This window comes from Streptomyces sp. MGP-BFMKR1 (genome assembly GCF_057766585.1).
In genome coordinates this window covers 3,652,594-3,671,663 of sequence record NZ_CM173408.1, presented here as the reverse complement: position 1 = coordinate 3,671,663, position 19,070 = coordinate 3,652,594, and the positions used below count along the sequence as shown (strand labels likewise).

The following is a 19,070-nucleotide window of genomic DNA, read 5'->3' as shown; positions in this document are numbered from 1 at the left end:
GGCGTACGCGGCGAACCACGCGTTCCTGCGCTTGGCCCTGCGCGCGCCGGCGCGCACCTCGTGGAGGTAGGCCAGGGCCGGATGGGTCGCCACCTCAGCCCTCGCCCGCCGCCCCGGCCAGCGCGGCGTCGAGCGGGACCACCCGGTCGGCCACCGCGCGCAGGCCCTCGTGGTGGGTCGCCAGCAACACGGCGGTCCCCGCGTCCCGGTGCGCGGCCAGCCGGCGCGCCAACTCCCGCCGCGCGTGGGCGTCCAGCCGCTGCTCGGGCTCGTCCAGGACGAGCAGGTCGTGCGGCCGGACGAACGCCGAGGCCAGCAGCAGCGCCTGGGTCTGCCCGGAGGACAGCGCGGCGGGCAGCAGGTCGGCGTGGTCGGTCAGCCGGTACGCGGCGAGTTCGGCCGTCACCGCCTCCTCGGCCGCCGCCACGCGCAGCCCGTGCGCCAGCGCGACCAGCAGCAGGTGCTCACGCACCGTCAGGTCCGGGTAGTGCGCGCCGGCGTCCAACACCGTGGCGACACGCGCCCGTACGCCCGCCTCGTCCTCGTCGATCGGAGTCCCGGCGAACTCCACGGTCCCCTCCGACGGTCGCTCCCGTCCGACGGCCAGCCGCAGCAGCGTCGACTTGCCCGAGCCGTTGTCGCCCACCAGCGCCACGCACTCGCCGCGCGCCACCTCCAGCGTCACCGCCCGCAGCACCGGCCGGTCCCCGTACCGCCGTCCGACGCCCACCAGCCGCAGGAGCACCGCGCTCTCGTCCGTCATCCGGCTCACAGTAGGCGGCGGCCCCGACGCCGCCGCGCGAGGGTGCCGGGGTGGCCGGGCGCGCGGGCACGCCGCGTACGAGACGGCGAGTTGGCGAGTCGGTGGGTCGGCGAGTTGGTGGGCCGGCGGGTCGGCGAGTCGGTGGCTCGGCGGGTCGGCGGGGTGGTCGGTCAGGGGGCGGCGTCGAGGCCGTCGATCAGGCGGCCCAGGAAGCGGCCGAAGGTGGCCTCGGGGGCCAGCGGGCGGCCCGGTGAGGCGAGGGCCGCGGCGAGTTCCGGGTGCTGGCCGTCGGCGGCGACGGCGGCCAGGTAGCGGGCCTCGGCCGCGGCGCGGTCGGCCGAGGCGGCGGCTGCCGCCTGCGCCAACTCGTGCCCGACGTGGCCGCTCACGAACGCGGTGAGCTGGGCGAAGACCTCCAGCTTCGACGCGCCGTCCAGCCCGGTGGGCCGCAGGATCGCGAGCACGTGCTCCAGGAAGGCCAGGGTGTTCGGGCCGGGGCTGCGGCGGGTGGCCAGGGCGGCGGGCAGCCAGGGGTGGCGCAGCATGTGGGAACGCTGGAGGTGGGCGACGGCCTTCAGGTCGGCGCGCCAGTCGCCGGTGGGTGTGGTGGGCGGGCCGGTGGCGGTGAGTTCGCCGCTGACGTGGTCGACCATCAGCTCCAGCAGCGTCTCCTTGTCGGGCGCGTAGCTGTAGAGCGACATGACGCCGGCCCCGACCCGCGCGGCGACCCGGCGCATGGTGACCGCTTCGAGGCCCTCCGCGTCGGCCAGCGCGACGGCCGCCGCCGTGATCGCCTCCCGGCTGTAGGCGGGCCGGCGGCCCCTGCGGGGTTGCGGGTCGCTCAGCCAGAGCCGTTCGGGGTCGATCCCCGCCGCACCGGCGTCCGGGTCACGGGTCACGGCCGCACCCTCCTCATCCCTCGGTCCCTCGGTCCCTGGGCTCGTCGGTCCCTTGGCTCATCGGCGAACGGCGCGGCGCCCGGCACCGGCTCCGGCGGGCGCCGGCCGTCGCGCCGGCGGCGCCGTGAAGTACCAGCTCCCGCGGGTGCCCATCCAAGCATCACCTATTCTCGTACGACGTACGCGAATGAGGAGGGTGACGATGGCAGCACGCACACACGACCCCGCGCCGACCCCGACCTGGGCGCCGCCGCCCGGGAAACCGCCGCTGGCCGCCCGACTGGCGCGCGCGACCTGGCGCGGCCTGCCGGCCAGGCGGTACGCGGCGGGCTGGGAACCGGGCCTCGCGGTCCCCGCCGCCGACGGCAGCCCGCTGCTCACCGACCACTACTTCCCGCGCGCCACGGGCGACTTCCCCACCCTCCTCGTGCGCTCGCCCTACGGCCGGGGCTTCCCGTGGTCCCCGCAGTTCGGCATCCTCTTCGCCGAACAGGGCTTCCACGTGGTCCTCCAGAGCTGCCGCGGCACCGGCGGCTCGGGCGGCGCGTTCCACCTGTGGCGCAACGAGGCCCCCGACGGCCTGGCCACGGTGGCGTGGCTGCGCGAGCAGCCCTGGTTCAACGGCGCGCTGGGCACCGTGGGCCCCAGCTATCTGGGATACACGCAGTGGGCGCTGGCCGCGGACCCGCCGCCGGAACTGCGCGCGATGGTGCTCCAGGTCGGGCTGCACGACCCGTACGCCCTCTTCCACACCCGGGGCGCGCTCCAACTGGAGAACGCCCTCGCCGTCGGCGCCGGCCTGACGTACCAGCACCAGGGGTGGGGCCGTTCGTGAAGGCGATCCTGCGCCTCCAGCGGCGGCTGCGCGCCGTCACCGGCGCCCAGCCGCTGCGCGACGCCTACCCCACGGCCCTCGGCGGCCCGCTGCCCTGGCTGGACGACGTGCTGACGCACCCGGACGCCGACGACCCGTACTGGAACGGCGCCTCACTGGCGCACGTGGCGGCGGGCTCGCGGGTGCCGACCAGCCTGATCACCGGGTGGCACGACGTGCTGGCCGACCAGACCTTCGAGCAGTACGCGCGGCTGCGGCGGGCCGGCCGCGAGGCCACCCTGCTCGTCGGCCCCTGGACGCACACCTCGGCGCTGCGACAGGGCTGGGCCGAGGTGTTCGCCGAAAGCCTCGACTGGCTGCGCGCGCATCTGTGCGCCGACGCGCCCGCATCGCGCCGCACGCGGGCGCGCGTGCACGTCGGCGGCGCGGACACCTGGCGCGACCTGGCCGACTGGCCTCCCGCCCGGCCTGCCACCCCGTGGTTCCCCGCCCCGGACGGGCACCTCACCCGGCAGGCCACCGCGGCCCGCGCACCGCTCGCCTCGTTCCGCTACGACCCCGCCGACCCCACCCCCTCCGTCGGCGGCCCGCTGCTCTCCCGCGCCGCCGGCCCCCGCGACAACGGCCGCCTGGAGGCCCGGGACGACGTCCTGACCTTCACCAGCCCCCCGCTCACCGAACCGATCGACATCGTCGGCCCGGTCACGGCGCGGCTGAGCGTCAGCACGGACGGCGGCCAGGCCGACCTGTTCACCAGGCTGTGCGACGTGGACGAGCGAGGCCGCTCCGTCAACGTCTGCGACGGGCTCGGCCGGATACGCGCGACCGAGCGGGGGCCCGAGTACGTCACGGTCCCGATGAGCGCCACCGCCCACCGCTTCGCCGCCGGCCACCGCGTCCGCTGGCAGCTCAGCGGCGGCGCCCACCCGCGCTACGCGCGCGGCTCCAGCACGGCCGAACCGCCCATCGACGCGACCACGTTCACGCCGGTACGCGTCACCGTCCACACGGACTCGACCCTGCTCCTGCCCCACGACACCGAACCCGAGCCCGACGCTCATCCTGATTCCGCAGCCGCAGCCGCAGCCGCAGCCGCAGCCGTGGCCGAGTCCGAAGCGGTGGCCGAGCCCGGCACCGAGCCCAAGCCCGACGTCGAGCCCGCCCCCGACCCGGCCTGAGCCACCCGCGCCCGCACGAATCCGCGCGAACCCGTACGCCTGGCGCTCCCGCGTACGCCCCGCAGGAACCCGTACGCCGCGCAGGAACCCGTACGCCGCGCGCTCCCTCACACGCCGCGTACGCCTCCCACGCCTCCGCCTCGCCCTTCTTCGCCCGCCGCGCGCTCCCGCCTCAGCGCTGCGCCCGCGCGAGGGCGACTCGCAGCGGGCGATGGCCCGTCGCGGCGGCGCCCAGGGACGCCGCCTGCCCCAGGGAAGGGGGCTGTCCCGGGGAGGGAGGCTGCCCTGGAGAAGGGGGACGTGCCAGGGGCGGTGCCGGGGCCAGGGACACGGTGCCGTCCGACGCCGCCCCGTCCGGGCGCGGCGGCGTGGCCGCCACGGGCGGCGCGGGCTCCGGTGGCCGACCGGCCGCCTCCGGGTGCTCGACCTCGGCCCACCAGTCGGGCCCGTCCTCCAGGTAGCGCAGCAGGATGCCCTCGCGTACCGCCCAGGGACAGATGACCAGGGAGTGCACGCCGCTGAGCTTCATCGCCGTGTGGCCGACGATCGCGCCGGCCAGGCTCTGCCGGGCCCGGGGTCTGGTGATGCCGGGGAGTTCGGCCCGCTGCTCGGCGGGCAGCGCGGCCAACCGGTCGATCGCCACGCGCAGGTCGCGGCGGCGCAGCACGCGCTTGGCGAACGGGCCGCGACGCCCGGGGGCCGCCCCGCACAACCGCGCCAACTGCTGGAACGTGCGCGAGGTGGCGACCGAGGTGTGCGGCGCCTCCCAACGGATGCGGGCGGAGACGTCGCGGAGTTGGTGGCGCACCCGGCGGCGCAGGGCGACGATCTCGGCGGCCGACGGCGGGTCGCTCACGTGCAGGAACTCGTTGGTGAGCCGGTTCGCCCCCAGCGGCAGCGAGACCGCGAAGTCCGGCATCCGGCCCCGGCCGAAGGCGACCTCCAGTGAGCCGCCGCCGATGTCGAAGACGGACAGCGGGCCCGCGCTCCAGCCCATCCAGCGCCGGGCCCCGAGGAACGTCAGATGGGCCTCCACCTCGCCCGGGAGCACCCGCAGGCTCAGCCCGGTCCGCTCGCGCACCGCCCGCAGGACCTCCGCCCGGTCGGGCGCCTCGCGCACCACCGTGGTGGCGAACGCCAACGGCTCCGGCGCGCCCCAGTGGGCGGCCGTCTCCGTCGCCGCCCGCACCGCCGTGAGCAGCCGCTCGGTGGCCGCCTCGCCGAGCTGCCCCTGCGCCCCCACGTGTTCGGAAAGCCGCAACTTCCACTTCGCGGTGTGGACCGGGAGCGGCACTCCGTCCCTCGTGTCACTCACGGCAAGTCGGACGGTGTTCGACCCGATGTCGAGCACGCTTAACCTCATGGACTCCTGATACCCCCCTCGATGACACGAGATGCCAGGGAAACACACAACCGGGCCCGACGGGTCCGGATCGCTTCCCCGCGCGGCGCAAATCGAACTACGCCGCTACGGCCGACCCCTTCACCCGCGCCACGCGCGCGTACCCGACGACGGCGCGACAACCCCTCCCGTACGACCGCGAGATGACGACGGAACGGGCGGTCATCACGGCGCCGTTCCTGGGTACCCGGCGTCGTGCACACACCGGAAGGGCCGGTCCGCCACGGCGGCCGGCCCCATGACGAACCGACGAGGAGGTTCCGTGAGCACGGTCAAGGAAGCGGTCGAGGTGGCGGTTCCGCTGAGCAAGGCGTACGACCAGTGGACGCAGTTCGAGGAGTTCCCGCGCTTCATGGAGGGGGTCGAGGAGGTCAGGCAGATCGACGACCGGCACAACCACTGGACCACCACCATCGGCGGCGTGCGGCGCGAGTTCGACACGGAGATCGTTGACCAGCTCCCGGACGACCGGATCACCTGGCGGACCGTCGACGGCGAGACCCAGCAGCGCGGCACGGTCCGCTTCGAGCGGCTGGACGAGGCGCGCACCCGGGTGGAGCTGACGATGGACGTCGAGCCCACCGGCCTCGCCGAGAAGGGCGCGGACGCGCTGGGCGTGATCGGCCGCCGGGTGACGGGTGACCTGAACCGCTTCAAGGAGTTCGTCGAGCGCGGCGGCACCAACGGCAGTTGGCGCGGCCGTATCCGCCCGGGCGACGCCGGCACGACCGCCTGACCGGTCCACGCGTCGCCGGAACGCGTACTGACGGAACGCGCGCCGACGGAACGCGCGCCCACAGAACGCGCCGACGGGAGGCCCGTCGCCGAGACGGCGGCTCGGCGGACCAGGTGGCCGACCCCGTGCCCGCGCGAGCGCGCGTACGCCGTGCGGGGCACGGGGCCGTCGCCCGGCAGCGCGTGCCGCCCGATGCCGACGGCGGTGCGCCACAGTGGGCGGCGGGGCGCGAGCGGCGGGCGCGGCGCGCCACGGCCTCGGGCGTGGAAGGCGCCGCGCGCCCGCCACCGGAACGCCGCACTCCCCGGAGCAGATCGCGGAGCAGATCGCGGAGGTCGAACATGCAGCCCGAGGTGGACCGGATCGCCCAGCCCTGGGGCGAGCGCACGCCGTACGACCGTGGCGGCACCTGGCCGGTACGCGTCGACTCGTACCTGGAGCCCGGCATGACGGCCGACGCGGTGGAGCGGTGGGTGCCGACGGCCTCCATCCTGCACTCCAACGGGGACGCGCTGGACGTCGCGGTCGCCGGCGACCGGATCGTCGGGGTGCGCGGCCGGGCCGGGGACCGGGTGAACCACGGACGCCTTGGCCCCAAGGACCTGTTCGGCTGGCAGGCGAACCACTCCCGCGACCGGCTGACCACCCCGCTCGTACGCAGCGGCGACCGCCTGGTGCCCTGCGACTGGGACACGGCGATGGAACGGATCGTCGCCCGCACCCGGGAGCTGATGGCCGACCAGGGTCCGGACGCGCTCGGCTTCTACACCAGCGGGCAGCTCTACCTGGAGGAGTACTACACGCTGTCGGTCATCGCCCACGCCGGCATCGGCACCAACCACCTGGACGGCAACACCCGCCTGTGCACGGCGACCGCCGCCGAGGCGCTGAAGCAGACCTTCGGCTGCGACGGCCAGCCCGCCTCGTACGCGGACATCGACCACGCCGACGTCATCGCGCTGTTCGGGCACAACATGGCCGAGACCCAGCCGGTGCTGTGGATGCGCGTCCTGGACCGGCTGGCCGGCACCGACCCGCCACGGTTGGTCTGCGTCGACCCGCGCCCCACCCAGGTCGCCCGGCACGCGACCGTCCACCTCGCGCCGCGCGCCGGAACCAACCTGGCGCTGCTCAACGCGCTGCTGCACGAGGTCATCCGCACCGACCGGGTGGACCACGCCTTCGTGGCCGCCCACACCGTCGGCTTCGCCGAACTCGCCGAACGCGTCGCCGACCGCACCCCGGAGTGGGCCGCCGACATCTGTGACGTGCCCGCCCGCAGCCTGCGCGAGGCCGCCGAGATCGTCGGCGGTGCCGAGCGGTTGCTGTCCACCGTGTTGCAGGGCGTCTACCAGTCGCACCAGGCCACCGCCGCCGCCTGCCAGGTCAACAACCTCCAGTTGATCCGCGGCATGCTCGGCCGCCCCGGCTGCGGCGTCCTCCAGATGAACGGCCAGCCCACCGCCCAGAACACCCGCGAGTGCGGCGCCAACGGCGACCTGCCGGGCTTCCGTAACTGGCAGAACCCGGCGCACGTCGCCGACCTCGCCCGGGTCTGGAACGTCGACCCCTCCCGCATCCCGCACGACGCGCCGCCCACCCCCGCGATGGAGATCTTCCGCAAGGCCGAGCAGGGCTCGATCCGCATGCTGTGGATCTCCGGCAGCAACCCGGCGGTCTCCCTGCCCGAACTGCGCCGCATCCGCGCGATCCTCGGCCAGCCGCGCCTGTTCACCGTCGTCCAGGACCTGTACCTGACCGAGACCGCCCGCCTGGCGGACGTCGTCCTGCCCGCCGCCACCTGGGCCGAGAAGACCGGCACGTTCACCAACTCCGACCGCACCGTGCACCACTCCGACAAGGCCGTCGACCCACCCGGCGACGCCCGCCCGGACCTGGATATCTGGCTCGACTACGCCCGCCGGATGGACTTCCGCGACCGCGACGGCCAGCCGCTGGTCAGCTGGCACGACGCCGAGTCGGCGTTCACGGCCTGGCAGGATTGCAGCCGCGGCCGGCCCTGCGACTACACCGGCCTGAGCTACGAGCGGCTACGGGACGCCGACGGCGTCCAGTGGCCCGCCACCCCGGCCAACCCCGACGGCACCGAGCGGCTCTACACCGACGGCATCACCTGGGCCGCCCCCGACGCCTGCGAGTCCTACGGCAAGGACCTGGCCACCGGCGACCCGGCCTCCGAGGCCGCCTACCGGCAGCTCAACCCCGAGGGCAGGGCCGTCCTGAGGTCGGCCGCGTACGTCCCCCCGCGCGAGGCCCCGGACGCGGCGTACCCCCTCCAGCTCACCACCGGCCGCACCCTCTACCACTTCCACACCCGCACCAAGACCGGCCGCGCCCCGCAGTTGAACGCCGCGGCCCCCGAGGTGTGGGTGGAACTGTCCGCCACGGAGGCGCGCCGGCACGGGGTGGCCGAGGGCGACCTGGTCGAGGTCGCCAGCCCCCGGGGGTCCGTACGCGGCCGGCTGCGGATCACCGACATCCGCGACGGCATGGTGTTCCTGCCGTTCCACTACGGCTACTGGGACACCCATCAGGGCCCGGGCCCGGGCGGGACCGCCGGCCGGGCCGCGAACGAGACCACCGTCACCGACTGGGACCCGGTCTCCCAACAGCCCCTGTACAAGACCGCCGCCGCCCGCCTCACCCTGGTCGAGCCCGCCCACGGCGCCACCAGCCCCGCCCCCACCACCACGGCCTCCGCCCCCACCGACCCCCACGCGGCACCACCCACAAGGGGCGGGCCGTCGGCGGTGGCGGAGCAGCGCTTGGGGTAGGGCGGTGGGAGCCTGCTCGGGGACGGCGCACCGCACGTGACGCGCCGCGGCACAGCCGCGCTACCACTCCGCGTAGCGCAGGAACTGCCAGCCCAGTACGGCCAGGGCCAGCGTCTGTGCGGCGGAGACGAGCACGAGCGAGGGCCGGGTGGCGGGGGAGCACCAGAACGCGGTCACGCAGATCATCGGCAGCGCCGCGTACGTGAACAGGTCCACGGCGGTCTGGAGTCGCTTGCGCGTGGTGCGGCTCGCGTCGTCCCGGTGGTAGAACTCCCAGCCGAACACCGCACCGTGCGCGCCGCTCAGTTCAGCCAGCCGGGGCCCCAACCGCTCGCGGATGTAGCAGCCGACCGCGGAGATCTTCTCGTCGTTGACCAGGTAGGTCCAGCCGAGGACGAGGCAGACGACGGGCACGGCGAGCAGCAGTGGGGTCTGTCTGCTGTGGACGGTGGTCGCCAGGATCGCGGTGACCGCGGCGAGCGTGACGTAGAGCAGGTTGTCGCGGAATCCGATGCGGGTCTTCTGCTCCTCCTTCAGGCGGTCGTACTCGGCCAGCAACAGTCTGCTTTCGGTGATGTCCTCTGTCGCGGTCACGGCCCTCCCTCACCTCGGGGCCCGGTTGGGGCTGTTGGGTGGGCGGGCAGGGCTGTGGTCCCTGCCCGCCCGGTAGACCCGGACGACTCAGTCGGCAACGCGGAACGGCGGCAGGTTGGTGGGTTTGATGCGTTCGATCCACCCCTTCCCGTCCGCCGCGATCCCTTCCAGGAGGCGGAAGGCGTGGATGAAGCCAGCCGCGTTGAGATTGATCTCTGTGATGTCCTGGGGGTTCTCTTCCGGCGTCAGTTGATGGGTGTCGGCGTCCTTGACGCGGATGCTCCTGGCCGGCCCGTTCGTGAGGACGAGTTCCAGGTCGTATCCGGCACGGGTGTGTTCCGTGACCTGTACGGAGGACAACGCGTCGAACCGGTAGTTGCTGCGCTGCTCGTTCCCGCGCTTCGCGTTGGTGAAGTCGAACTCCTTGCTGATCTCACGGATGCCGTCCTGGGTGACCAGGAAGAGGCGGAAGCTGTAGCGCGAGTACCGCCACGGGCCGCCCTTGACCCGCCCCCGCTTGTAGGGGCGGGCGGGTGTCATCAGGATGGTGTGGGTGATCAGGTCCCGCCAGGTGAGCTGGTAGTGGCGCAGGGCTTCGTCGACGAACAGCGTCTTGTCGCAGGTGAGCCAGGTCTCCATCTCCAGCTCGCTGGGGCGCGTGGCGTCCAGGAAGGACTTCCAGTTCCGGTAGGCGAGCTGCCGCTCGGCCAACCGGTCGTGGTACTCCCTGGTCTCCTCGGTCAGCCGGCGCTCCTCGGCCCGGGCCGCCAGCCACGACGACGCCGCCGCGCGCCCGGACCAGACCGCGCCGACCACGGCCAGGACGGCCAGCGACGTCTGTGCCGCCGCGGCACCCGAGGCCACTGTCCTGAGCACGGCCACGGCCGTGAGGCCGAGCAGAACGAGGCCACCCACGCACAGCGCCTTCGCCGCCACGGGCGTCTCGTTCTGGTGGCGGCGGTCGAACAGCGTGCCGTTGTTGTGGCGGTTGCGGGTGTCCTCGGCGAGATAGCGGATCAGCCAGTTGACCCGGTCTACGGTGACGCGGCTCTCGCGGTAGAGAAGCGCGATCTCGGCGGCCAGGCTGTCCCGGATGCCGGCGGTGTGGTCGAGCCATGCACGCGGGGTGAACTCGTGGGGCGCCCGGACACTGAAGTAGTGACCGAACGAATGGCGGACGCTTTGGGTGAAGCCGTCCTTGGCGGCGGCGGGCTCGGCGGCGTCCTGGGCCGGGGGCTCACGGTCCCTGACCTCCGTTTGATGGTTCTCGTACCACCAGGGGCGGCCGAAGTGCGCCGCGGTCAGGCCCGCACCCAGTGCCACCAGCAACTCGACGACCGCCGCGGCCGGGTTCGTGACCAGCGCCAGGACCCAGAGGATCGCCGTGACGACGACGAAGAGGCCAACCCGGACGGGGAGGGCCGCCTGGGCGGCGGCAGCGGTGCTCGGACGGGGTGGCATGGCCCGCGGCCCGATGGGTTCGGGCTCGAAGTAGGCCCAGACCCGCTGGGCCCGGCCGTTGCTGAAGCGGGCCGCCTCGACCCGCTCGCGGTTCTCGACCCACAGGCTGTCCTTCAGCCCCCCGGTGAGCACGTGGTCGAGGTGGTGGAGGATCGCGTCACGGTGGTGGGGTGACAGCGCCCGTAGCCGTTCCAGTACGCGATCCGTCTCGCCGTTCGCGGTGCTGAGCATCGCCAGCAGTTCGAACGCGATGCGCAGAGCGTCCTTCCACTCGCCGTCGGCATAGGTCCCCACCAGCCCGGAGGCGTGACGCAACCGCTGGAGTTCCTCGGTGTTGAGCTCGTGGTAGGCGCGTGCGCTGAGCATGGAAAGCACCCAGTGGAAACGGACCTCCGCGTTGTCGTACCCGTGGGCGATCGCGTCACTGATCATGTCGCGGGCGCGACTGGGCACGCCGTCCGCCAGGAACCGCACGCCGACCCTGTACTTCTCCTGAGGCGACGCGTCCGGGTGGACGAAGTACACGTTGGAGTTGTGTACGGTCTCGGCCTGGATTCCGACGGTGGAATCCTCGGCCGAATTGTGCGTGAAACCGCCGTCGTTCACGATAAGGCCCCCGCCGCCACGACCAGCGGTGCCAGCATGGCCACCAACGCGGGAAACTCCGCGACGAGGCCGCGCAACCGCTTGAGCGCCATGGTCGCCTTCTTCGCCGACTCGGGAGTGCCCTCCCGCGCCCCCTGACGCGCCAGCCCCAGTTCGGCCAGCGCCTCCCGGTAGGTGTCCGCGTCGAGGGTGCCCTCGGCGTGGTGACGTTCCAGGCGCCCCTGGAATCCGTCCAGCTCCGCGACGAGATCCGTCGGGCTGGGCACCTTCGGAGCGGCGTTCACGTGCACGCTGCTCTCCCTGACCGAGCCGGCCATGATGCCCACGGTGCTGTGGTGGGCGGTGTTGCTGACCTGGTCCGCGTGGCTGCCATCCGCCTGCGCCTTGTCCGCCTGGTCCTTGTCCGCCTGGGCCATGGCGATCTGCTCCTGTTCCCCCAGTAGTTCCACGGCCAGCCGGATGCCGAACGCCGCCGCGTTCGCCGCGGCCCGTGGTTGCCAGTTCCGGTCCTTGGCGCTGCTCTTCGTGCCGTCCGCCCGGTCGCTGATGCCCCGGATGATGGCCACCGGCGCACCGTTGAGATGACCGGCCTGCGCCACACCGGCGGCCTCCATCTCGATCGCGAGCGCGTCGTTGTAGTGCTGGCGAATCCACTGCGCGTCGGCCGAGATCCTGGAGTTCTGTACGACCTCGCCGGCGGCGATGGCACCGAAACGCAACTGCGGCGCGCGCCCCTGACCTGGGGTGTCGTCGGCCCAGTCGTTCAGGCGAGCCAGATGCGAGCCGAGCTGGCTGATGCCGTGCGCCGCCTCCCACACCCGGGGGCGGGCCTTGCGGCCGTCGTCCTCGCTGGTCCCGCCGTGGTAGGCATACACGTGGGTCGCCATCACCACGTCGCCCAGCCTGGCGGTCTCCCACAGGGCACCGGCGACGCCGACGAACAACACGGCCACCGGCGAGAACTCCTGAATGGCGCGCTCGGCGATCACCGCGGCGGAGTGGTTTCCCTTGCTCGTCAGGCCGAGCGCCACGCGACACGAGGTGCCCCGCACGGCTCCCACCTCGAACCGCGTCCCTCGATCGTGGCGGTGCAACCGCAGGTCGGCCAGTCTCCGGCGCACGGCCTCGTATTCGAGATTGAGGGCGGTGAGAATCACCACCAGGTCATTCGACATCTACTCCCCTTCCGTTCTCGTGTCCTCTTCCGACGCGGGGGGCACCGGACGGATCAGCGGCGGCGACAACACCGTCTTCGGGCCGGCCCGGTAAAGCCGCGCGGGCCGCCCGCCCGTGGACCGGCGCCCCGATCCGGCGGGGACGATGAATCCCTCTACGGCCTGGACCTTCCGGTAGAAATTGCGGGTGTCGAGCTTCGTGCCCCAGACCGCCTCGTACACCTGCTGTAGCTCGACGATGGTGAAGAGTTCTCCGCAGAATGCCGTGGCCAGTGCCGAGAATTCGAGCTTGGTACGGGCGCGTTCGATGCCGTCCGTGAGGATGCGGTGGTGGTCGAAGGCCAGCGCGACCTCACCGGAGAGGGCGGCGTCCGCGGGGACCCACGCGGCATCCATGGCGTCCGTTCCCGCGATCGGTTCCGGAAGGCCCGGCGCGATCGCCAGGTGGGCCACGGAGACGACCCGCCCCCGTGGGTCGCGGCCCACGTCCCCGTAGATGGCCAACTGTTCGAGGTGCACCCATCCGGAGGTCAGCGCGGTTTCCTCGCTCAGCTCCCGGTGGGCCGCGTCCAGGATTTCCTCACCGGCGTGATTGAGGAACCCACCGGGCAGGGCCAGCATGCCCTGAAAAGGATCTTCGCCCCGCTTGACGAGCAGGACGCACAGGCGTCCCTCGCGCAGCGTCAGGATCACGAGATCGACAGTGAGTAAGACGGGTGGAGGTGACCAGTCATCAACTTCCATGCCGCTCACCGTACTTCGGTTTCTGTCACTTTAACAAGAAGGCGAGCGTGAAGACCGTCGACGCCGGCACGGGGGAGACCCTTCGTGCGGTTGACCCGCGTCCGCTCCGTGCGCGGTCAGATACGGGCCGGCCCAGCCGGTTCGTCCGGTGCCGCCCCGGCCAGTCCGTGAGCGCGCGCGAGCGGCTGGGCGGCGGCTGGGCGTCACGCGGCGGCGGGGTGGGGGAGCGCCCGGTCGCCGCCGGGGCCTGTGGCGGGGGCAGGGGGCAGCCCGGGAGGGCGGTCAGTGGCGGTCGCCTGGGCGCCGCCTGCGCGGCGCGGCTGGTCCGGGCGCATCGCCCCCCGAGCAGAAGCCACCACAGCGCCCAGCCCCCACACCCGCACGCCCCCGCCGCAACGCCCCCCACACCAAAAGGGCGAGGCCCGAAGGCCCCGCCCGTTACCGGCGATGGTTCAGCTCAGTGGCTCGGTCCGGCTCACGGCCAGACCAGGCAGTACGCCTGGTGGCCCGCCTCGTGCAGCCGGTGTGAGAAGTCCTGCCACTCGTGCAGCAGTTGGTAGACCCCGTACGCGTCCCGGGGGCCGCCGCGGTCGGGGACCGTGGACCAGATGAAGGCCGCGGCGCCCACGGCCTCCTCGCCGACGCCGCGGAGCGGGTCGACGACGGTCATGGGGAGCTTGACCACGGCGTAGTCGGGGTGCAGGACGACGAGCTCCAGCGGGGGCACCTTGTGCAGCGGTATGCCCTCGATGCCGGTGAGGACCATCGCGGCCATCGTCTCCGGCTTGATCTTGGTGAACATGCCGTGGCCGAGTTCGTCGCCGCCCAGTTCCTCGGGGCGCATCGAAATGGGGACGCGGGCCGCGGTGGCGCCGTCGGGCGCGCCGAAGTACTTGTACGTCACCCCCATACGGCCGCCTCTGTTGTCCGCGCTCGCCTCACGCCGCCGGTGGCGGCCGAGCCGCTGCCCCTCCGGGTTCTCCCGGCCGCCGCGGGCCTGTCGGCCCGCGGCATGGGGAAGGCCGGGCCGCTCGGGGCCCCGGTCATTGGTCCCCTCGCCCAGTTCGCCACCGCGATGCATATCTCCACCCGACCACTCGCGGCCACGGCCGCGCAACCCGATCATCGTGTCAGAGACCTCCCCCGGGAGGACGCCGTGAAACGCCCGCCCGCAGGACCCCATGAGGCTCTGACACCATGGCTTGTGTGAGCTATCCGTTCGAAACCCCAGTTTTGCAGACGCGCGGGGGCTGACGCCCGGCCGAAAGCGAGGAGATTCCCCGCGCCGTCGCCCGCCGGTGGGCCGCGTCCTCATGCCGCGGCCCCTCCCTACGTCTTGGCAGGTCAGGACCCAAGTGCCTTTTCCGTATGAAGCCCCAGTCTCGCAGAAGCTCTTCGATCGCGCCGGTGTCGTCACACCCGGTGGCGTGAACTCTCCGGTGCGCGCCTTCCGCGCCGTGGGTGGTACGCCCCGGTTCATGGTGTCCGGTGCCGGTCCGTACCTCACCGACGCGGACGGACGCGAGTACGTCGATCTCGTGTGTTCGTGGGGGCCGATGATCCTCGGCCACTCTCACCCGGAAGTGATCGCCTCCGTGCAGGCGGCCGTCGCGCGTGGTACCTCGTTCGGGACGCCCGGCGAGGGCGAGGTGGCGCTCGCCGAGGAGATCGTGGCCCGTATCGACCCCGTCGAGCAGGTCCGCCTCGTCTCCTCCGGCACCGAGGCGACGATGTCGGCGATCCGGCTGGCCCGCGGGTTCACCGGGCGCGCCAAGGTCATCAAGTTCGCGGGCTGCTACCACGGGCACGTGGACGCGCTGCTGGCCTCCGCCGGCTCCGGCCTGGCCACCTTCGGGCTGCCCGACACCCCCGGGGTGACCGGCGCGCAGGCGGGCGAGACGGTCGTGCTGCCGTACAACGACCTGGAGGCCGTGCGCGCCGCGTTCGCCGCGCACCCCGGCGAGATCGCCTGCGTGATCACCGAGGCGTCCCCCGGGAACATGGGCGTGGTCCCGCCGCTGCCGGGGTTCAACGCCGGCCTGAAGGAGCTGTGCGAGAGCAACGGCGCGCTGTTCATCTCGGACGAGGTGATGACGGGCTTCCGCGTCTCGAAGGCCGGCTGGTACGGCATCGACGGCGTGCGGCCCGACCTGATGACCTTCGGCAAGGTGATGGGCGGCGGCTTCCCGGCCGCGGCGTTCGGCGGCCGGGCCGACGTGATGGCCGAGCTGGCGCCGGCCGGGCCGGTCTACCAGGCGGGCACGCTCTCCGGTAACCCGGTGGCCACCGCCGCCGGCCTCGCCCAGCTCCGGCTCCTTGACGACGCCGCGTACGGGACGGTGGACGCGGTCTCGCAGGAGGTGCGCGGGCTGGTCGCGCGGGCGCTGGACCAGGCGGGCGTGGCGCACCGGATCCAGGTCGCGGGCAACATGTTCTCCGTGTTCTTCACGGACGCCGACGCCGTCGTGGACTACGCGGGGGCCAAGGCGCAGGAGGCGTACCGGTTCACGGCCTTCTTCCACTCCATGTTGGCCCAGGGCGTCTACCTGCCGCCCTCCTGCTACGAGTCGTGGTTCGTCTCGACGGCGCACGACGAGCGGGCCGTCGAGAAGATCGCCGCCGCACTGCCGGGGGCGGCGCGGGCCGCCGCGGACGTCACTGAATGATGGACGGCATGACCAACAGCGACAGCGAGAACGTGCGCCCCGTGGGTGGCGGCGGCGACGGTGAGACCACCGTGGTGCACCTGATGCGCCACGGCGAGGTGCACAACCCCGAGGGCGTGCTCTACGGGCGGATGCCCGGCTACCACCTGTCCGAGCTCGGCCGGCAGATGGCGGACCGGGTCGCGGAACACCTCGCCGGGCGGGAGGTCACGCACGTCGTGGCCTCGCCGCTGGACCGGGCGCAGGAGACCGCGACGCCCATCGCCAAGGCGCACGGCCTCGACCTCGCCACCGACGAACGGCTGATCGAGGCGGGCAACGTCTTCGAGGGCAAGACGTTCGGGGTGGGCGACGGCGCGCTGCGCAAGCCCGCGAACTGGCGGCACCTGACCAACCCGTTCCGGCCCTCGTGGGGCGAGCCGTACATCGAGCAGGTGGTGCGGATGATGGCCGCGCTCGGAGCGGCGCGCGACGCGGCGCGCGGGCACGAGGCGGTCTGCGTGAGCCACCAGTTGCCGATCTGGGTGGTGCGCAGCTTCGTGGAGCGGCGCCGGCTGTGGCACGACCCGCGGAAGCGGCAGTGCACGCTGGCCAGTCTCACGTCTTTCACCTACCGCGGTGACAAGATTGTCTCGGTGGGTTATTCGGAGCCGGCCATTGACCTGGTTCCGGTGCACCTGCGGGTGGGCGCGAAGCGAACGAAGGGCGGCGCCAAGGGGTTTGGCGCCTGACGCTCAGCCGCGTCCGTTCGCCGTCGGTTCCGTAATTCCCCGGTTTTCCCGTGGATTTCGCCGTGGGCTGACGGTCGCGGGCGGGCGGTGTTTGTGGCCGGGTGGCCGCGCGTTACGGCGCGCGCCGCCCGGCCGTTGTCTTCCGCCCGCCCTCCGGTCGATGTCGGCGTCTCATCGGGGAGCCCTGGGGCCGCTGCCACGCCTCTCACGTGCGCGCTTGGCGAGCGGCGCGGGTACGGCTTCGTCGCCGGGCACGGCCCCGGCGGCGCCCGACGGGAAACCTCCACGGGATCTCCGTAGGTCGGTCACGCGACGGGAACCGGGACGGCATCGCGCCCCGGCGGCGTTATTCGCTGGGCGTTGGCTCTGCGTAGGGCCGCGCATACATACGGCTTGGTAGCGGCAAAGTCGACGCCAAATTCCCGCATCCGGCGCGCGGAATGGGAACCCCGTCGGCTCATATCCCCTCTCACCGGGCGTCGCCTTTTCGGGGAAAGCGGCGGTACGCATATCGAGTACGAGATGGGGATGTAATGCGCGACATGAGTCGACGGGGACTGCTCGGCCTCGGTGCGGGGGCGAGCGCGGCGGCGGCGCTGACCGTCGCGGGCTGCTCGACCGGCTCCGGCGGCGGGGGGAACAAGACGCCGGGCGGCGGGCCGGCCACCCAGCAGGCCAAGGCGCGGCCGATAGGCGACGGCTCGACCGCCGACACCGGCCCGCAGCCGGGCCAGCCGGACAAGCCCGAGAAGCTGGAGATGGGGCAGAAGCCCCCGCAGTTCGTGGTCTTCTCCTGGGACGGCGCCGGCGAGGTGGGCAACGGCCTCTTCCCGCGCTTCCGCAAGATCGCCAAGGACCACGGCGCGTCGATGACCTTCTTCCTCTCCGGGATCTACTGCCTGCCCGAGTCGAAGAAGAACCTCTACCGGCCGCCGAACAACCCCGTGGGCGCCTCCGACATCGGCTACCTGACCGACGGGCACGTCAAGGACACGCTGCGCAACGTGCGCGAGGCGTGGCTTGAAGGCCACGAGATAGGCACCCACTTCAACGGCCACTTCTGCGCCGGCTCCGGCTCGGTCGGCCAGTGGACCCCGGCGCAGTGGCGCTCCGAGATCGACCAGGCCATGTCGTTCGTCACCAAGTGGCGCACCAACACCGGCTTCACCGACCTGGAACCGCTGCCCTTCGACTACCAGAAGGAACTCATCGGCGGCCGTACGCCCTGCCTGCTCGGCCAGGACAACCTGCTCCCCACCGCCAAGCAGCTCGGCTGGCGCTACGACGCCAGCTCGCCCGGCGGCCTCCAGGTCTGGCCGACCAAGAAGCAGGGCATCTGGGACCTCCCGCTCCAGCAGGTCCCGTTCCCCGGCCACTCCTTCGAGGTGCTCTCGATGGACTACAACATGCTCGCCAACCAGTCCAAGAACGCCACCCAGGGCCCGACCGCGCGCTACCCGGAGTGGCGCCGGGAGGCCACCGGCGCGTACATCAAGGGCTTCGAGCGGGCGTACGAGACCAACCGCGCGCCGCTGTTCATCGGCAACCACTTCGAGCAGTGGAACGGCGGCATCTACATGGACGCCGTCGAGGAGGCGATCAAGCACATCGCCGACGACAAGCGCAAGGACGTGCGGCTCGTCTCCTTCCGGCAGCTCGTGGACTGGCTCGACGCGCAGGACCCGCAGGTCCTCGCGAGCCTGCGCGGGCTCGGCGTGGGGCAGAAGTTCGGCGGCTGAGCCCGGCGCGACGGGCCGCCGCGCCGGCGCACGGGGCGCGGCCTGGGGCGAAGCGGAGTGAACAGGGGGGCGCGGAAGATCCGTGCGGCAGCCATGCGAAACTTTTCACATGAGTGCCTGCCGTGACCCTCGACGCCGCGTTGCCCGAGTGTGTTCCCAGGGTGGTTCGCCGCTGGCCGCCGGGATGGTGGTGCTGGCCGCCCTCGGCCTGACCGCCTGCGGGACGGGCGGCACCTCCGGCGGCTCGGCCGACACGAAGTTCGTGCAGGGTACCGGCGGTGTGAGCACCGTGGCCAAGGAAGATCGCAAGAGCGCGCCAAGTCTGTCCGGCAAGACGCTGGAAGGCAAGCAGCTCGACGTCGACGACTACCGAGGCAAGATCGTCGTCCTCAACATCTGGGGCTCGTGGTGCTCGCCCTGCCGGGCCGAGGCGCCCAACCTGGTCAAGGTCGCCGAGCGGACGAAGAAGCAGGGCGTGGAGTTCGTCGGGATCAACACCCGGGACACCAACGAGCACAACGCGCAGAAGTTCGAGAAGGAGTACGAGGTCCCGTACCCCAGCCTGTACGACCCGATCGGGAAGCTCATGCTGCGGTTCCCCAAGGGGAGCCTGAACCCGCAGGCGATCCCCACCACCATCATCCTCGACCGGGACGGCAGGATCGCGGTGCGGGCGCTGACCCCGCTCAGCGAGGAAGCGCTCGACAAGGCGCTCAAGCCGTTGATCGCGGAGAAGTGATCGCCGC

At 72.6% G+C, this 19,070-nt stretch carries 13 protein-coding genes and 2 pseudogenes; 7 read left to right on the top strand and 8 right to left on the bottom strand.

Annotated elements, in window-relative coordinates; translation table 11 throughout:
* Window positions 1-94: 94 nt before the first annotated feature.
* Both AC3CHW_RS14010 and AC3CHW_RS14005 read right to left on the bottom strand, forming a co-directional pair.
* A complete protein-coding gene (locus AC3CHW_RS14010; RefSeq protein ID WP_488470644.1) occupies window positions 95-763 on the bottom strand; it encodes an ABC transporter ATP-binding protein in 669 nt (222 codons plus the stop codon).
* A gap of 170 nt (window positions 764-933) precedes the next feature.
* On the bottom strand, window positions 934-1,662 hold the full coding sequence (locus AC3CHW_RS14005) for a TetR/AcrR family transcriptional regulator (RefSeq protein ID WP_308284071.1): 729 nt from the start codon (window positions 1,660-1,662) through the stop codon (window positions 934-936).
* 202 nt (window positions 1,663-1,864) lie between these two features.
* Here AC3CHW_RS14005 and AC3CHW_RS14000 point away from each other — a divergent pair.
* Window positions 1,865-3,528, top strand: a pseudogene (locus AC3CHW_RS14000) (CocE/NonD family hydrolase); the annotation flags it as partial.
* A gap of 526 nt (window positions 3,529-4,054) precedes the next feature.
* On the opposite strand, the pseudogene AC3CHW_RS13995 reads toward AC3CHW_RS14000, so the two are convergent.
* A pseudogene (locus AC3CHW_RS13995) lies at window positions 4,055-5,038 on the bottom strand (Ppx/GppA family phosphatase); the annotation flags it as partial.
* A 301-nt stretch (window positions 5,039-5,339) separates the two neighbouring features.
* Between AC3CHW_RS13995 and AC3CHW_RS13990 the strand changes: the two are divergent.
* Both AC3CHW_RS13990 and AC3CHW_RS13985 read left to right on the top strand, forming a co-directional pair.
* Window positions 5,340-5,813: an SRPBCC family protein gene (locus tag AC3CHW_RS13990; RefSeq protein ID WP_398610414.1), complete on the top strand. Its 474-nt coding sequence runs from the start codon at window positions 5,340-5,342 to the stop codon at window positions 5,811-5,813.
* A 341-nt stretch (window positions 5,814-6,154) separates the two neighbouring features.
* The gene (locus tag AC3CHW_RS13985; RefSeq protein WP_488470643.1) at window positions 6,155-8,608 is read left to right on the top strand and encodes a molybdopterin oxidoreductase family protein; all 2,454 of its coding nucleotides are present in this window, start codon (window positions 6,155-6,157) and stop codon (window positions 8,606-8,608) included.
* A 60-nt stretch (window positions 8,609-8,668) separates the two neighbouring features.
* Here the strand turns inward: AC3CHW_RS13985 and AC3CHW_RS13980 are convergent, their stop codons facing one another.
* The 5 genes from AC3CHW_RS13980 to AC3CHW_RS13960 all read right to left on the bottom strand — a co-directional run bounded on the left by AC3CHW_RS13980 (window position 8,669) and on the right by AC3CHW_RS13960 (window position 14,098).
* Window positions 8,669-9,202, bottom strand: a complete 534-nt coding sequence (locus tag AC3CHW_RS13980) for a hypothetical protein (protein ID WP_488470642.1) — start codon at window positions 9,200-9,202, stop codon at window positions 8,669-8,671.
* An 87-nt stretch (window positions 9,203-9,289) separates the two neighbouring features.
* Window positions 9,290-11,269 (bottom strand): hypothetical protein, encoded by a 1,980-nt coding sequence (locus tag AC3CHW_RS13975; protein ID WP_488470641.1) that lies wholly within the window; start codon window positions 11,267-11,269, stop codon window positions 9,290-9,292.
* A complete protein-coding gene (locus AC3CHW_RS13970) occupies window positions 11,266-12,444 on the bottom strand; it encodes a 5'-methylthioadenosine/S-adenosylhomocysteine nucleosidase family protein (protein WP_488470640.1) in 1,179 nt (392 codons plus the stop codon). The genes AC3CHW_RS13975 and AC3CHW_RS13970 overlap by 4 nt, the downstream gene beginning before the upstream one ends.
* On the bottom strand, window positions 12,445-13,188 hold the full coding sequence (locus tag AC3CHW_RS13965) for an NUDIX hydrolase (RefSeq protein WP_488471047.1): 744 nt from the start codon (window positions 13,186-13,188) through the stop codon (window positions 12,445-12,447).
* Between the two features lie 475 nt (window positions 13,189-13,663).
* Window positions 13,664-14,098 carry a hypothetical protein gene (locus AC3CHW_RS13960; RefSeq protein ID WP_176163363.1) on the bottom strand — a complete coding sequence of 145 codons (435 nt, stop codon included), beginning with the start codon at window positions 14,096-14,098 and terminating at the stop codon, window positions 13,664-13,666.
* Between the two features lie 403 nt (window positions 14,099-14,501).
* Between AC3CHW_RS13960 and hemL the strand changes: the two genes are divergently transcribed.
* The 4 genes from hemL to AC3CHW_RS13940 all read left to right on the top strand — a co-directional run bounded on the left by hemL (window position 14,502) and on the right by AC3CHW_RS13940 (window position 19,063).
* Window positions 14,502-15,854: a glutamate-1-semialdehyde 2,1-aminomutase gene (gene hemL / locus AC3CHW_RS13955; RefSeq protein WP_488470639.1), complete on the top strand. Its 1,353-nt coding sequence runs from the start codon at window positions 14,502-14,504 to the stop codon at window positions 15,852-15,854.
* An 8-nt stretch (window positions 15,855-15,862) separates the two neighbouring features.
* Window positions 15,863-16,585 (top strand): histidine phosphatase family protein, encoded by a 723-nt coding sequence (locus AC3CHW_RS13950; RefSeq protein WP_488470638.1) that lies wholly within the window; start codon window positions 15,863-15,865, stop codon window positions 16,583-16,585.
* 533 nt (window positions 16,586-17,118) lie between these two features.
* Entirely contained in the window at window positions 17,119-18,324 is a 1,206-nt protein-coding gene (locus tag AC3CHW_RS13945) for a polysaccharide deacetylase family protein (RefSeq protein ID WP_488470637.1), read from the top strand.
* Between the two features lie 109 nt (window positions 18,325-18,433).
* On the top strand, window positions 18,434-19,063 hold the full coding sequence (locus AC3CHW_RS13940) for a TlpA family protein disulfide reductase (protein ID WP_398610409.1): 630 nt from the start codon (window positions 18,434-18,436) through the stop codon (window positions 19,061-19,063).
* Window positions 19,064-19,070: the final 7 nt, after the last annotated feature.